This is a genomic window from Petropleomorpha daqingensis (assembly GCF_013408985.1).
GTDB lineage: Bacteria > Actinomycetota > Actinomycetes > Mycobacteriales > Geodermatophilaceae > Petropleomorpha > Petropleomorpha daqingensis.
This window is the reverse complement of the sequence record NZ_JACBZT010000001.1, coordinates 444,513-457,505: the sequence shown is the minus strand read 5'-3', so window position 1 is coordinate 457,505 and position 12,993 is coordinate 444,513. Positions and strand designations below refer to the sequence as shown.

The window sequence follows — 12,993 nt, the reverse complement described above, 5'->3', positions numbered from 1 at the left end:
GTCAGCGCCGGCCGGCGGACTTCTCGGCCTCCGCCAGCCACTCCCGGCGGGTGCTCAGGTTGGCCCGCGCCTCCTCGATGCGGCGCGCGTCGCCGGCGGCCTCGGCCTTGGCCAGCTGCTCCTCGGCCTTGCCGACCGCCGCGCGCATCGAGGTGATCATCGGGTTCTCCGGCGCGGTGCGCGGCCGGGAGGCGTCCGCGGCGCCGCGGATCCGCTGCTCGATGGCCTGCATGCGGTCCTCGAGCGAGCGCATCGCGCCGCGGGGCACGTGGCCGATCGCGTCGTAGCGCTCCTGGATCTTGCGCAGCGCGTTCTGGGCGTTGCCCGACGACGGGTCGATCTTCTCCGCCTCGGCCAGCAGCTCCTCCTTCTGCTGCTGGTTGGCCGACTGCTCGGCGTTGCGCGCCTTGTCCTGCTCGCCGCGGGCGGTGAAGAACACGTCCTGGGCCGCGCGGAACTGCTTCCACAGGTCGTCGTCGCCGTCCCGGCCGGTGCGCGGCACCGCCTTCCAGCGGTCCATCAGGCTGCGCATCGCCGCCGACGTCGCGCCCCAGTCGGTGGACGTCGACAGCCGCTGCGCCTCGGCGATGAGCTCCTGCTTGGCGGCCCGGGACTCGTTGCGCTGCGCGTCGAGAGCGGCGAAGTGCGCGCCGCGGCGGCGGCCGAACGCGTCACGGGCGGCGGCGAAGCGCGACCACAGCGCCTCGTCGGTCTTGCGGTCGATGCCGCGGATCGTCTTCCACTCCTCGACGATCGCCTTGAGCCGGTCGCCGGCCGCCTTCCAGGACGTCGACTCCGCGGCGATCTGCTCCGCCTCGGCGGCCAGCGCCTCCTTCCGGGCGACCTGCGCGGCGCGGGCCGCGGCCTTCTCGGCGCGCGACTCCGCCGCGGCCTCGTCGGCGGTCTCCACCATCGCGCGGGCCCGGGCGGCGAGACCGTCCAGGTCACCGACCGCGGTGGCCGTGGGGATCGAGTCGGCCAGCCCCTGCGCCTTGGCCTTGAGCTCGCTCGGGTTGCCGGTGTGCGCCTTGAGCCGCGCCTCCAGCAGCGCCACCTCGGTGGCCAGGTCGTCGTAGCGGCGGGCGTAGTGCGCCAGGCCCGCGGCCGGGTCGCCGGCCTGCCACGACCCGACGGCGCGCTCGCCGTCGGCGGTGCGCACGTAGACCGTGCCGTCGTCGTCGACCCGGCCCCACTCGGCGGGGTCGCTCGGGGCGACCGGCTCGGGGGCGGGGGTCTCCGCGACGGGGGCGTGCGCATGGGTGGGCACGGCGGCCGGCGTCGGGACGGCGGGCGCGGCCTCGGGGGTCACCGCGTCCGGGGCGACCTGCTCGGCCACCTCGGCGACCGCTGCGGGCTCGGGAGAGGGCTGCTCGGTGGCGGGCGGCTCGACCGCGGGCTGCTCGACTTCCGGCTGCTCGACTGCCGGCACGGCGTCCGTCGTCGGGTCGGCCAGCGCCGCGTCGCCGGGCTCCGGCGCAGCGGGCGTCCCGGCCTCGGGCGTCACCGCGTCCGAGGTCGTCTCCTCGGCGACGATCGCTCCGGGAACGGTCTCCTCGGGGGCAGCTGCTGCGGGCGGAAGGACCTGCTGCGTCCGGTCTCCCGGGTTCTCCGTGCTCGACACGGTCCGCAGTGTCCCACGTCCCATCGGCGAGACTGCTCGCGTGACTGCCGTTCCCCCCGCGCCGCGCGCCGCCGTGGCCTTCTGCCCGTCGCCGCCGGTGCTCGTGCCTGCGGTGGCCGGGACCGCCGACGGCGGACTGCCGGACCTGCGGGGGGCCTGCGCCGCGGCGGTGGACGCCCTGCTGACCGGCGCGCCCGAGGTGGTGGTCGTCGTCGGCCCGGGTGTCGAGGACGGCGTGCGGTTCGGACCCGGCGACGCCGGGGACCTGCGCAGCTTCGGGGTCGACCTGGAGGTGCCGTTCTCGGCGGGGATCCGGCCGGGCGGCCGGCGCCTGCCGTGGGCGCACACGCTCGGCGCCTGGCTGCTCGACGAGGCCGGCCACGCCGGCGCCCGGCTCGGTGTGGGCCCGGCCGACCTCGCCGCCGCGCTGTCCGACCTGCCCGGGACGGTCGGCGTCCTGGCTCTCGGCGACGGCTCCGCCCGGCGCACCGAGCGGGCGCCGGCCGCGTTCGACGAGGCGGCCGGTCCGTTCGACACCGCGGTCGCCGCTGCCCTGGCCGCCGGCGACGCCGCGGCCCTGGCCGGCCTCGACCCCGCGGAGGGGGAGCGGCTGCTGGCCACCGGCGCGCCGGTGTGGCAGGCGGTCGGCGCGGCGCTGGCCGGGCGGGCGGCCCGGGCGACGCTGCACTACGACGCCGCGCCGTTCGGCGTGGGCTACCTGGTCGCCGACTGGCAGGTCCAGTGAGCGGTCCGCCGGTGGTCGCCGTCGTCGGGCCGACCGCCACGGGCAAGACGGCGCTGGCCGTCGAGCTGGCACGGCGGCTGGGCGGGGAGGTGGTCAACGCCGACTCCATGCAGCTCTACCGGGGCATGGACATCGGCACCGCCAAGCCCACCGAAGCCGAGCGGGCGGGCGTGCCGCACCACGTCTACGACCTGTGGTCGGTCCGCGAGCCCGCCTCGGTGGCGGAGTACCGGCAGCACGCGCGCACGGAGATCGACCGGCTGCGCGCCGCCGGCGTCGTCCCGCTGCTGGTGGGCGGCTCGGGACTGTACGTGCGCGCCGTCCTCGACGAGCTGGACATCCCCACGACCGACCCGGCGGTGCGGGCCCGGCTGGAGGCCGAGCTCGCGGCCACCGGCGCTGCAGAGCTGCACGCCCGCCTGGCGGGCCTCGACCCCGAGGCGGCGGAGGCGATCCTGCCCAGCAACGGGCGGCGGATCGTCCGCGCCCTCGAGGTGATCGAGCTGACCGGGGAGCCGTTCCGCGCCCGCCTGCCCGACCCGACTCCGCACTACCCGGTCATCGGCGTCGGGCTCGACCGCGACCCGGCCGGGCTCGACGAGCGGATCGCCGTCCGGGTGGACCGGATGTGGGCCGCCGGGTTCGTCGCCGAGGTCGAGGCGCTCGTGGCCGAGGGGCTGCGCGAGGGGCCGACGGCGTCCCGGGCGCTGGGGTACGCGCAGGTGCTCGCCCAGTTCGACGGCACGCTGACGCCGGAGGAGGCGCGCCAGCGGACGGTCGCCACCACGCGGAGGTTCGTCCGCCGCCAGCGGTCCTGGTTCCGCCGTGACGCGACCCTCGGGTGGTTCGACGCCGCGCGGCCGGATCTGCTCGACGCGGTCACCGCGCACATCGGCGCACGTACGATCGACGCGTGACGGACCGGGTGCTCAAGGGGCACGGCACGGAGAACGACTTCGTCGTCCTCCCCGACCCCGACGGCGCCGTCTGGCCGGAGGACCGGCTCAGCCCGGAGCAGGTCCGGACGCTCTGCGAGCGCCGCGCCGGCCTGGGTGGCGACGGCGTCCTGCGGCTGGTCCGCAGCCGGCACGTGCCCGATGCGCCGGACGTGCTCGGCGACGACCTCGCTGCCTGCGAGTGGTTCATGGACCACCGCAACGCCGACGGCTCGCACGCCGAGATGTGCGGCAACGGCATCCGGCTGTTCCTCCACGCGCTGGTCCACGAGGGTCTGCTCGACCGCGCCGCCTGCACCGACGGCGTGCTCGTGGGCACCCGTGGCGGCCCGCGCCGGGTCGGCGCGACCGACGACGGGCGCTACTGGGTGGACATGGGCCCGGCCCGGCCGTTCGGCCACGGCGAGGCGAAGCTCCCCGGTGGCGCGCTGGCCGGCCTGGCGGTGTCGATGGGCAACCCCCACCTGGCCTGCCTCACCGACGTCCCGGTCGAGTCGCTGGACCTCTCCGCGCAGCCGGTGGTCGAGCCGGCGCTGTTCCCCGAGGGTGTCAACGTCGAGGTCGTCAACGTCCTGGAGCCCGGTGCCCACATCCGCATGCGCGTGCACGAGCGCGGGGTGGGCGAGACCCGCTCCTGCGGCACCGGCGCGGTGGCCGCCGCCTACGCCGCGCTGACGGCGAGCGGTGCCGACACCGGCACGGTGACCGTCGACGTCCCCGGCGGCCGGCTGTCGGTGCGGATCGCCGACGGGACGACGGTGCTCACCGGCCCCGCCGTCCTCGTCGCCGAGGGCGTCCTGCTCTAGGAACGGTCCTCGGACGTCTCCTCGTCGTCGGACTCCACGAGCGGGTCGAGGTGGCCGCCGGGCGGGTTGAAGCTGCCGCCCTTGTCGGGATCGACGCCGCTGACCGCGTCGAGGATGTCGCGCGGCGGGTTCAGGCCCTCCGGGTCGCGGCCGGGGTCGTCGATCTCGTCGCTCGTGCTCATGCGCGGGCTCTACCCGGCGATCGGCTCGGCATGCGACGAGGTCGCGTCCAGGCTGCGGGGCAGCTCGCGCATGCGCATGAGCGGGCTGGTCACCACCCACAGCGCGGAGAGGGCCTGACCGGCAGCGGCGATCCAGAGCGTGGGCAGCACGCCCAGCCAGCTGCCCAGGACGCCGCCGAGCAGGGCGCCCAGCGGCTGGGTGCCGTAGACGATGAACCGCACCGAGGCGTTCATCCGGCCGAGCAGGTTCGGCGGGCAGAGCCGCTGCCGGAAGCTGACCTGCGTGATGTTGTAGGCCACGACCGCCCAGCCGTAGCCGAGCATGCCGACCACCAGCAGCAGCGCCGGGGCCGCGTACGCCGCCAGCGGGGTCAGCGCTGCGAACGGGAGCAGGAGCAGCGCGGACAGCGGGATGGCGCGGCCCTCACCCACCCGGCGGGCGAACCGGGCCCCGGTGACCGCGCCGAGGATCCCGCCCACGGCGCCGGCCGACAGGACGAACCCGAGCTCGCTCTCCGACAGTCCGAGCGTGCGCAGCGCGAAGAGCACCAGCAGGGTGCCGCTCATCGTGTTGAACAGGTTGGCGGTCCCGGTGCAGGCGACGATGCGACGCAGCAGCGGGTGCCGGACGACGAAGCCCAGGCCCTCCGCGATCTCGACCCGCAGCGGCCGGCGGGCGGCCCGGTCGGGGACCGTGTCGGTGTGCCTGATCCGGCCGATGAACAGCGCCGAGAGCAGGAACGACAGCGCGTCGAAGGCGATCAGCAGCGGCGCCCCCAGGAAGCGCAGCAGCACACCGGTGATCCCCGGGCCGGCGACGCGGGCGACCTCCTGGCTCGCCATGAGCTTGCCGTTGCCGTCCACGACCTGCTCGGGGTCGACCAGCGTGGGCAGGTAGCTCTGCCAGGCGACGTCGAAGAACACGGTGGCCGCGCCGGTGATCGTGGCGACGACGAACAGCTGCGGGAGCGTGAGCAGGTCCAGGTACCAGGCGACGGGCAGCGAGGCCAGCGCCACCGCCCGGATCAGATCGTTCACGACCAGGACGCGCTTGCGCCGCCAGCGGTCCACCCAGGCGCCGGCCGGCAGACCGATCACGAGGAAGGCGATCGTCTCCAGGGCGGTCAGCACGCCCATCTCGAACGCCGTCGCGTGCAGCACGGTCACCGCCAGGACCGGCATGGCCAGGTAGGTGATCTGCGTGCCGACCTGGCTGATGCTCTCCGCCGTCCAGAGCTGCCGGAAGTCGCGGTGCCGCCAGAGGCTGGCCGGGGTGGTCACGGCAGGCAGGGTGCGCCGACTGATTGGGAAAAGTCAATCAGTCGGCGGCGTGTCGCCTAGGCTGCCCGACGTGAGCGAGGACGAGGTCCCGTGGATCCGCGGGCCGAAGCGCAAGGCGACCGACGCCGAATACCGGGCGATCGCCTCCGCGCTGCGCCTGCGCATCCTCCGCCTGTGCGCGTCGGAGTCGCTCACGAACAAGGAGATCGCCGAGCGCCTGGGCCGCAACCCCGCCACGGTGCTGCACCACGTGCGCACGCTGGTCGACACCGGCTTCCTGGTCGCGCAGCCGGTGCGGCGCGGCACACGGGGCGCCCGGGAGGTGCCCTACCGCGCCACCGGCAAGAGCTGGCTGATGGACGTCGACGACCGGCCGCCGCCCGAGCGCGACCCGATGCTCGCCGCCTTCCTCGAGGAGGTCGCCGAGGTGGGCGAGCGGCACCTGCTGAGCAGCCGGCTGGGTCTGCAGCTGCCCGCCGAGGAGTTCGAGGACTTCCACGAGCGGCTGCACGCGCTGCTCGACGAGTTCGCCCGTCGCCCGCGCGATCCGCAGGCGAAGCGGTGGTCGCTGTACCTCGGGATGCATCCCGAGGCCTGAGGCGTTGCACCCGGTGATGACATCCAGTGCACAAACCCAGGTGACCTCGTCGGACCCCCGTGTCACGCTGGACCCGATGGCCACCCCCTTGGAAGACCCCCGCTTCGACACCGGCAGGCTCGACGAGCCGGACGACACCACCGGCTCGTACGCACTCGAGGAGCGCACCGCGCTCCGGCGCGTCGCCGGGCTCTCGACCGAGCTCGCCGACATCACCGAGGTCGAGTACCGCCGGCTGCGCCTGGAGCGCGTCGTGCTCGTCGGCGTCTGGACGGAGGGGACGGCGGCCGACGCGGACCGCTCCCTCGCCGAGCTCGCCGCCCTCGCCGAGACGGCCGGCTCCGTCGTCCTCGAGGCGGTCAGCCAGCGCCGCTCCACGCCCGATGCCGGCACCTACGTCGGCTCCGGCAAGGCGGCGGAGATCCGCGACATCGTCGCGGCCACCGGCGCCGACACCGTGATCTGCGACGGCGAGCTCACCCCGGGTCAGCTCAACGCGCTCGAGAAGATCCTCAAGGTCAAGGTCGTCGACCGGACGGCGCTGATCCTCGACATCTTCGCCCAGCACGCCAGCAGCCGGGAGGGCAAGGCCCAGGTCGAGCTGGCCCAGATGCAGTACATGCTGCCGCGGCTGCGCGGCTGGGGTGAGTCTCTGTCCCGGCAGGCAGGCGGCCGGGTCGCCGGCGGTGGCGGCATCGGTACCCGCGGTCCGGGTGAGACGAAGATCGAGACCGACCGGCGGCGGATCCGCGCCCGCATGAGCAAGCTGCGCCGCGAGATCGCCGGCATGGCCACCGCCCGGGCGACCCAGCGGGCCGGCCGCGGCCGCAACGCCGTCCCGAGCGTGGCGATCGCCGGGTACACCAACGCCGGGAAGTCCAGCCTGCTCAACCGGCTGACCGGCGCGGGCGTGCTGGTCGAGAACGCGCTGTTCGCCACCCTCGACCCGACCGTGCGCCGGGCCGAGTCGCCGGACGGCCGCGAGTACACGCTCACCGACACCGTCGGCTTCGTCCGGCACCTGCCGCACCAGCTGGTCGACGCGTTCCGCTCGACGCTGGAGGAGGTCGCCGCCGCCGACCTGCTGCTGCACGTGGTCGACGGCTCCGACCCCGACCCGCTCGGCCAGATCCAGGCCGTGCGCACGGTGCTGGCCGACATCGACGCCCGGTCGGTGCCCGAGCTGATCGTCGTCAACAAGGTCGACGCGATGACCGAGGACGATGTGCTGGCCCTGCGGCAGGCGCTGCCGGGCGCGATCTGGGTCTCGGCGCGGACCGGGCACGGCATCGACCAGCTGCGCGAGGCGGTCGGCGCCCGGCTGCCGCATCCGGCGATCGACGTCGAGGTGCTCGTGCCCTACGGGCGGGGCGATCTGGTCGCGCGCATGCACCGGGACGGCGAGGTGCTCTCCGAACGGCACGAGGAGGGCGGCACGCGGCTGACCGCCCGCGTCGACGGGGCGCTGGCGGCGGCCCTCGAGGAGTTCGCCGCGCCGGTCGGCTGACCTGGCGGTTTGCCCCCGATCGGGTCGGTCCAGATCACGGCCGGGTCACGGACCGGTACCGTGACGCCGTGACGAGCGGCGCGGTGCGGAAGCCCGAGGACGCGGCCGTCGCCGTCTCCTCGGGCCGGCCGGACGCCGGGTCCCCGGTCTCCGTGGGGCGCCCGCCCTGGTGGTTGCTGGGCGTGGCGGCGGTGGTCGCCGCCGTCGTCACCGTCGACCTGCTCAGCCGGGGCTGGCTGGAGTGGATGGACCTGCGGGTCTCCGAGGTGGTCAGCGCCTGGGACCTCCAGGACTCGGGCTGGTACTGGCCGGTCTGGGGGGTCACCCAGCTCGGCGGCCGAGGATTCATCCTCATCGTGCTGGCCGGCCTGGTCGGCTACGTCTGCTGGACCCGGCGCACGCTGCTCCCGCTGCTGCGCGTGCTGCTCGCATTGGCGCTGCTGACCGCGGTCATCTACGGCTTCAAGTACGGCACGGGGCGCACCGCGCCGGGGTATCCGGGCTCGTTCTTCCACCGGGACGGCGAGTCGTTCCCGTCGGGGCACGTGGCCAACGCGGTCCTGATGTGGGGTGTCGCGCGCTGGCAGGCCGTGGAGTTCGGGCTACCCCTGCCGGTCCAGCGGACGCTGAAGTGGCTGTCGGTGCTGGGGCCGGTCGCGACCGCGCTGGCCATGGTGTCCCTGGATTTCCACTGGGTCACCGACGCGGTCGTGGGCGGGGCGGTGGGGATCCTGCTGTTGGGCGTGGTGCATGCACTCGACGCGCTCGTTCTGTCACGCTGGGTACGTGCCCGAGCAGGCCGGCGGTCGCCCTAGTCGCGTGTGGCCGCGTCTGCTCTGCGCCGGCGCGGTCGGCGCCCTCGTGTTCGCCGCCGCCTCGCCCGCTGCGGCGGCGCCCGCGCAGGCCGCGGCCGAGACCGGCCAGCCCTCGACGATCTGCCAGGTCACCGACACCCGGCTGCCGGAGCTGTCCGGCCTGGTCGTCACCGGCGACACGATGCTGGCGATGAACGACGGCGGGGACGAGCTCACCGTCTACGTGCTCGACATGAGCTGCGCCGTGGTCGACGTGCGCACCGCGCCGGTCGACCCGTACGACCCGGAGGACCTGGCGCTCGGCCCCGACGGCACGGTCTACCTCGCCGACATCGGGGACAACCGGGTCGACCGCTCGACCGTGGCCCTGCTGGCACTGCACCCCGACGGGTCCACCGCCATCTACCGGATGAGCTACCCCGACGGGCCGCACGACGCGGAGTCCCTGCTGCTGGCGCCCGACGGCACCGCGTACATCGTGACCAAGGAGATCCTCGGCGCGAGCGGCGTCTACAAACCGTCGGCACCGCTGGCCGAGGGGGTTGTCACGCCGCTGCAGCGGGTGGCCCAGGTGAACTTCACGCTCACCGGCACCGAGGGCGGCCCGGTCGGCCGGGCCGGTCAGCTCATGGCGACCGGGGGAGCGGTGTCCCGCGACGGCACGATGATCGCCCTGCGCACCTACACCGACGCCTACGTCTGGCCGCTGTCGAACGCCGACGTGCCGACCGCGCTGGCCGGCACCCCGGTGCGGATCGCGCTCCCGCCGGCGCCGCAGGGGGAGGCCATCAGCTTCAGCGCCGACGACCGCCAGCTGGTCGTCGCGGGGGAGGGGGTGCCCGGCGACGTCACGCTGGTCCCGGCGACCGCTGCCCTGGAACCGGTTGCCGCGGCCGCGTCCGCCGCGACGGCGGCGACCGCGCCGGACTCGGGGCCGCCTGCCTTCACCGCCGGGCTGATCGCGGCCGCCGTCGCGACCGTCGTCGTGTGGATCGGCGGTCTGCTGATCCGCCGCCGCGGCGGCACCTGATCCGCCGCCGCGGCGGCACGTGATCCGGCGCCGCCGCGGGCGGACCGCCGGGCTCAGACCCGGCGCAGGACGCTGACGACCCGGCCCAGGATGGTCGCGTCGTCGCCCGGGATGGGCTCGTACGCCGGGTTGTGCGGCAGCAGCCACACGTGCCCGTCGCGGCGCTTGTAGGTCTTGACCGTCGCCTCGCCGTCGATCATGGCCGCGACGATCTCGCCCTGCTCGGCGTGCTGCTGCTGCCGGATCACGACCCAGTCGCCGTCGCAGATGGCCGCCTCGACCATCGAGTCGCCGACCACCTTGAGCATGAACAGCGTCCCCTCGCCGACCAGTTCGCGCGGGAGCGGGAAGACGTCCTCCACCGCCTGCTCGGCGAGCACCGGCCCACCGGCGGCGATCCGGCCGACGAGCGGCACGTAGGTGGGGGCGGGCACGGCGTCGTCGCCGGCCGGCACCGCGGTCGTGGCGGCGGCGACGGACTGCTCACCGGGCAGGCGGACGTCGAGGGCGCGCGGCCGGTTGGGGTCGCGGCGTAGCCAGCCCTTCTTCTGCAGCACCGAGAGCTGGTGGGCGACCGAGGAGGCCGAGGACAGCCCGACCGCCTCGCCGATCTCGCGCACCGAGGGCGGGTAACCGCGGCGCTCGATGGAGTCGCGGATGACCTCGAGCACGCGGCGCTGCCGCTGGGTGAGGCCGTCGCCGGCGTCGGTGCGGTCGGGGAGGGCCCGGACCGCGGCCGTGGTCTCGCTCGTCGTCGTCTCGCCGGAGCTCCGGCGTCCGCCCGACGTCCCCCTGCTGGTCGCCACGTCTCCTCCTCGCCGCCGGCTCCGGCTCTCCGGTGCCCGCGCAGTCCGTTCGTCCTCGGTGGCTCACCGTAGCGCCACCGACCGGATTCTTCAAACACACGTTCGAAGTCGTGACGTGTCGGGTCGCTTCTGTCGGCGTCATCCGGTAGACATCGGACACACGTTCGAATCGAACAGACGTTCGAGTGTTCGAACCGGTCGGGAGGAGACGTCGTGGGAAGCGTGCAGCAGGCGGTCCTGGAGTTCGACGAGTCGGTGCAGGCGCCGTGGCGGCCCGCGCTGCGGCTCGTCCCGACCGACGGTCCCGCGGAGCGGCGCCCGCCCACCCGGCCGGGGGCCTACCGCGACCGCGTCGCCCGCTCGGGTCCGGCGCGGGCGGCCGACACGGCACCCCGCCCGGCCCGTGCGGCGGCGCCCCGTGTCCCCGCGCGCCCGGCGCCGCGACCCCCGGTCCGGGGTGGCTGCGCCCCGATGCGGCGGCCGGTCACCGGCCGGCTCCGGCCGACCCGCCGGGCCCGCAGGCTGGCGGTGGTCCTCGCGCTGGCGCTGGGTGTGGCGCTCGGCTCCTGGGTCGGCCCGCTCCTGGCCGGCGGCGACGGCGGCGATCTGCGGCTGACGGGGGTGAGCACCGTGACCGTCGAGCCGGGTGACACGCTGTGGTCGGTCGCCTCGTCGGTCGCGGGTGACCGCGACGTGCGCGAGGTCGTCGACGAGATCCAGCGGCTCAACCACCTCGCCGGTGCCGACCTGCAGGTCGGCCAGACCCTGCAGCTGCCGTGACGCCACGGCGGCCCGACGGTCGCCGGCCCGCGGCCGTCCCGTTTCGGCAAGACACCCACAATGTCGAGGGGCCGACTTCGTCAACCCTCAGTGCTCGCGTCTTGACGCTGTGTACTCACTCCACCGCTTACGGTCGTCGGGTGTCAGGCGCCATGGAAAGTCGTGCAGCGGTGTTCACCAGCTCCCCGCAGGACGTCGAGATCTACTCGGCGGGGGAGTGGCTCCCCGGCTCGATGCTCGGCTGGCGGCACGACGACACCGGCGGTTGCCAGGTGTGGGTCCGGCTGGCCGTCGGCGGCGCGGAGGAGTCGGTGTGGACCGACCTCGAGTGCGTCCGGCTGCCGGAGCGCCACCTGACGCTGGCCGCTCCTGCTCCCGTCGCCCCGGTCGACGACGCCGCGGCGACCCGGAGCCTGCGCCTGGCCGATGTCTCCGGGAGCGGCTCGCCGCGTCGCGGACGTCCCGCCGTCGCGCCGGTGCCCCGGTCGGACCTCGAGTTGACCGCCACCCGCGGCTTCCCGGCGATCCGGGACGAGAGCGCCAGCCGCGCGAGCCACCCCGCGGGCCGTCGTCGGGCGGAGTCCCGGGTCGTCGGTGAGACGGCGGAGTTCTCCGTGATCGGCGCCGGCCGGCACCGCGCGCCCGCGTCGCCGTCCGGGTCCGGGCGGCACCGGGCCGCCGACACGGGCACGTGGCCCACCCTGGTCGAGTCCTCCGCCGCGCAGGCCCGCACCCCCGAGGGTCGAGCGGCCGAGTCCTGGGGCGCCCGCTCCGACGACACGTGGCCCGGTCTCGGTGAGCCCGATCTGCTCACCCGCCCGATGCGGCTCGACGCTGCAGGGCTGTCCGGCTCGGCCCGGGCCGCTGCGGTGCCGACGCCGCGCGCCGCGCGCTGGGACGACACGCTCACCGGCGTCTGAGCCACCCGTCCGGCCGTCGCCGGCCGCGCCGTGGGTCGCCCACGGCGGGCCGCGCAGCATGCCCCTCTACCGCACGTCCGGCCACTCGGTCCGGCGCGTCCGCGGCGTGTCGTGTGACTCCTGCGGCAGGTTGTTGCGGCTGGTCACGAGCGGGTCTCGACGGAACAGGACACGCGGGTTTGCTCTTGCACATGTAGTGGAGCCCGACCTAGGGTTCCCCTACATCTAGTAGTTACAGGGTTGTAAGCGTGTCCACAGCCGATCCCCACGTTCTCCCCCGGACATCCACGAGATGTCCCCAGCGGAGTCCACAGGGCGGCGGTGGGCAGCAGCCCTGAGGGACAGCCCGAGAGGGGGGTGATCGCCGTGCGGTGCCCGTTCTGCCACAACCCCGACAGCCGGGTCATCGACTCGCGGGAGGCCGACGAGGGAGCGACCACCCGGCGGCGTCGTTCCTGCCCCGGCTGCGGGCGGCGGTTCACCACCGTCGAGGAGGCGGTGCTCGCCGTCGTCAAGCGCAGCGGGGTCAGCGAGCCGTTCAACCGGTCCAAGGTCGTCGCCGGCGTGCGGCGTGCCTGCCAGGGACGGCCCGTGGACGAGGACCAGCTGCAGAAGCTCGCCCAGCAGGTGGAGGACGCGATCCGCGCCACCGGCGTGGCCGAGGTCCCCAGCCACGAGGTGGGGCTGTCCATCCTGCGGCCGCTGCGCGAGCTCGACGAGGTGGCCTACCTCCGCTTCGCCAGCGTCTACCGCGCCTTCGACTCGCTCGAGGACTTCGAGAAGGAGATCGACGAGCTCCGGAGCCGGCACCTGCCGGGCGGCACGCCGCCGCTGCCGGGCATGCAGCCCGACCTCCCGCCGTCCCGCCGCCGCGGCGGGCGGAGCTCGGCCGGCACCGCCGCCGGCACCTGAGAACTGTCAGTACCAACCGATACACCAGTCCGAG

14 protein-coding genes are annotated in these 12,993 nt (G+C 74.9%); 10 read left to right on the top strand and 4 right to left on the bottom strand.

Going from position 1 to position 12,993, the window contains the following annotated elements; genetic code table 11:
* Position 1: 1 nt before the first annotated feature.
* Positions 2–1,621, bottom strand: a complete 1,620-nt coding sequence (locus tag GGQ55_RS28185) for a DUF349 domain-containing protein (RefSeq protein WP_366488568.1) — start codon at positions 1,619–1,621, stop codon at positions 2–4.
* Between the two features lie 40 nt (positions 1,622–1,661).
* Between GGQ55_RS28185 and GGQ55_RS28180 the strand changes: the two genes are divergently transcribed.
* Genes GGQ55_RS28180 through dapF form a run of 3 tightly spaced genes read left to right on the top strand, consistent with a single transcriptional unit; the run spans position 1,662 to position 4,128 of the window.
* Complete coding sequence (locus GGQ55_RS28180) at positions 1,662–2,366, top strand: class III extradiol ring-cleavage dioxygenase family protein (RefSeq protein ID WP_179714922.1); 705 nt, start codon at positions 1,662–1,664, stop codon at positions 2,364–2,366.
* Complete coding sequence (miaA, locus tag GGQ55_RS28175) at positions 2,363–3,283, top strand: tRNA (adenosine(37)-N6)-dimethylallyltransferase MiaA (protein ID WP_179714921.1); 921 nt, start codon at positions 2,363–2,365, stop codon at positions 3,281–3,283. The genes GGQ55_RS28180 and miaA overlap by 4 nt, the downstream gene beginning before the upstream one ends.
* Positions 3,280–4,128 carry a diaminopimelate epimerase gene (dapF, locus tag GGQ55_RS02235; protein WP_366488566.1) on the top strand — a complete coding sequence of 283 codons (849 nt, stop codon included), beginning with the start codon at positions 3,280–3,282 and terminating at the stop codon, positions 4,126–4,128. The genes miaA and dapF overlap by 4 nt, the downstream gene beginning before the upstream one ends.
* On the opposite strand, the gene GGQ55_RS02230 is transcribed toward dapF, so the two are convergent.
* Positions 4,125–4,310, bottom strand: coding sequence for a hypothetical protein (locus tag GGQ55_RS02230; protein ID WP_179714920.1), 186 nt, complete (start codon positions 4,308–4,310; stop codon positions 4,125–4,127). The genes dapF and GGQ55_RS02230 overlap by 4 nt on opposite strands.
* A 9-nt stretch (positions 4,311–4,319) precedes the next feature.
* The gene (locus GGQ55_RS02225; RefSeq protein WP_179714919.1) at positions 4,320–5,591 is read right to left on the bottom strand and encodes an MFS transporter; all 1,272 of its coding nucleotides are present in this window, start codon (positions 5,589–5,591) and stop codon (positions 4,320–4,322) included.
* 70 nt (positions 5,592–5,661) lie between these two features.
* Between GGQ55_RS02225 and GGQ55_RS02220 the strand changes: the two genes are divergently transcribed.
* From GGQ55_RS02220 to GGQ55_RS02205, 4 genes are all read left to right on the top strand, one after another.
* Entirely contained in the window at positions 5,662–6,189 is a 528-nt protein-coding gene (locus tag GGQ55_RS02220) for a helix-turn-helix domain-containing protein (RefSeq protein WP_366488564.1), read from the top strand.
* A gap of 76 nt (positions 6,190–6,265) precedes the next feature.
* Complete coding sequence (gene hflX, locus GGQ55_RS02215) at positions 6,266–7,696, top strand: GTPase HflX (RefSeq protein WP_179714918.1); 1,431 nt, start codon at positions 6,266–6,268, stop codon at positions 7,694–7,696.
* Positions 7,697–7,764: 68 nt separating this feature from the next.
* Positions 7,765–8,511 (top strand): phosphatase PAP2 family protein, encoded by a 747-nt coding sequence (locus GGQ55_RS02210; protein WP_366488562.1) that lies wholly within the window; start codon positions 7,765–7,767, stop codon positions 8,509–8,511.
* Positions 8,483–9,541 carry an NHL repeat-containing protein gene (locus GGQ55_RS02205; protein ID WP_366488560.1) on the top strand — a complete coding sequence of 353 codons (1,059 nt, stop codon included), beginning with the start codon at positions 8,483–8,485 and terminating at the stop codon, positions 9,539–9,541. Before GGQ55_RS02210 ends, GGQ55_RS02205 begins: the two co-directional genes overlap by 29 nt.
* 53 nt (positions 9,542–9,594) lie before the next feature.
* On the opposite strand, the gene lexA is transcribed toward GGQ55_RS02205, so the two are convergent.
* On the bottom strand, positions 9,595–10,347 hold the full coding sequence (lexA, locus tag GGQ55_RS02200) for a transcriptional repressor LexA (RefSeq protein ID WP_179714917.1): 753 nt from the start codon (positions 10,345–10,347) through the stop codon (positions 9,595–9,597).
* Between the two features lie 213 nt (positions 10,348–10,560).
* Between lexA and GGQ55_RS28170 the strand changes: the two genes are divergently transcribed.
* The 3 genes from GGQ55_RS28170 (at position 10,561) to nrdR (ending at position 12,959) form a co-directional block, all read left to right on the top strand.
* Positions 10,561–11,127 carry a LysM peptidoglycan-binding domain-containing protein gene (locus GGQ55_RS28170; protein ID WP_218859133.1) on the top strand — a complete coding sequence of 189 codons (567 nt, stop codon included), beginning with the start codon at positions 10,561–10,563 and terminating at the stop codon, positions 11,125–11,127.
* A 152-nt stretch (positions 11,128–11,279) separates the two neighbouring features.
* Positions 11,280–12,047: a hypothetical protein gene (locus GGQ55_RS02190; RefSeq protein WP_179714916.1), complete on the top strand. Its 768-nt coding sequence runs from the start codon at positions 11,280–11,282 to the stop codon at positions 12,045–12,047.
* 357 nt (positions 12,048–12,404) lie between these two features.
* Complete coding sequence (nrdR, locus tag GGQ55_RS02185; RefSeq protein ID WP_366488558.1) at positions 12,405–12,959, top strand: transcriptional regulator NrdR; 555 nt, start codon at positions 12,405–12,407, stop codon at positions 12,957–12,959.
* The last annotated feature ends 34 nt before the right edge of the window (positions 12,960–12,993 follow it).

Bases quoted from the DNA above. Each gene is read 5' to 3' on its own strand.
- GGQ55_RS02230 (WP_179714920.1), bottom strand. From the start codon at position 4,310: ATGAGCACGAGCGACGAGATCGACGACCCCGGCCGCGACCCGGAGGGC.
- hflX (WP_179714918.1), top strand. From the start codon at position 6,266: ATGGCCACCCCCTTGGAAGACCCCCGCTTCGACACCGGCAGGCTCGAC.
- GGQ55_RS02190 (WP_179714916.1), top strand. From the start codon at position 11,280: ATGGAAAGTCGTGCAGCGGTGTTCACCAGCTCCCCGCAGGACGTCGAG.